The organism is Streptococcus sp. SS-4456 (assembly GCF_036680365.1).
GTDB lineage: Bacteria > Bacillota > Bacilli > Lactobacillales > Streptococcaceae > Streptococcus.
Map to the genome: position 1 here is coordinate 1 of NZ_JAVIHI010000108.1, position 448 is coordinate 448.

A 448-nucleotide genomic window follows, 5' to 3' on the forward strand; every position below is an offset into this window, starting at 1 on the left:
CTTGACATGGGATACGATTAAATAAAGGAGTTCACAGATGAATCTAGAACAAATCAACCAATCATTAAAACTAACTATTCAGGAGCTTGTCACAAAGCTCTCTGATGAAATTACCGCTAAGAACCTCATTGCCATCCAATTGGTGGAAAGGGATGAGGAACTTAGCCTATTGCGTAAAGAAAAACAGGAATTGACTGAGTTGTTAGAAGTTCAGACAAAACCTGAAGAATAGAAAGGAGAATAGTTGCTATGGCACTACTCAATATTGACAAAGTAACAGAACCATTTGATTTGGAAACAGCTCTCGCTTACATGCGTAAGAATGGAGAGTTCATCCGATGTAAGACAGCCGAGCAGGATTTTTACATGTATCTTGAAGAAGTAAGGCGACCTGCCATTAAAAATGGAAAGCGGCAGTTGGTTACAACAGAAACAGTTTGGGCATTTA

1 protein-coding gene and 1 pseudogene are annotated in these 448 nt (G+C 38.8%); both read left to right on the top strand.

Translation table 11 applies throughout. The features are described 5' to 3' along the window. Nucleotides 1-37 precede the first annotated feature (37 nt). Nucleotides 38-232, top strand: coding sequence for a hypothetical protein (locus RFK25_RS11575; RefSeq protein WP_044777125.1), 195 nt, complete (start codon nucleotides 38-40; stop codon nucleotides 230-232). A 17-nt stretch (nucleotides 233-249) separates the two neighbouring features. After that, nucleotides 250-448 (top strand): annotated as a pseudogene (locus RFK25_RS11580) (hypothetical protein); the annotation flags it as partial.

Coding starts and splice junctions, on each gene's coding strand:
- RFK25_RS11575 (WP_044777125.1), top strand. CDS start 38: ATGAATCTAGAACAAATCAACCAATCATTAAAACTAACTATTCAGGAG.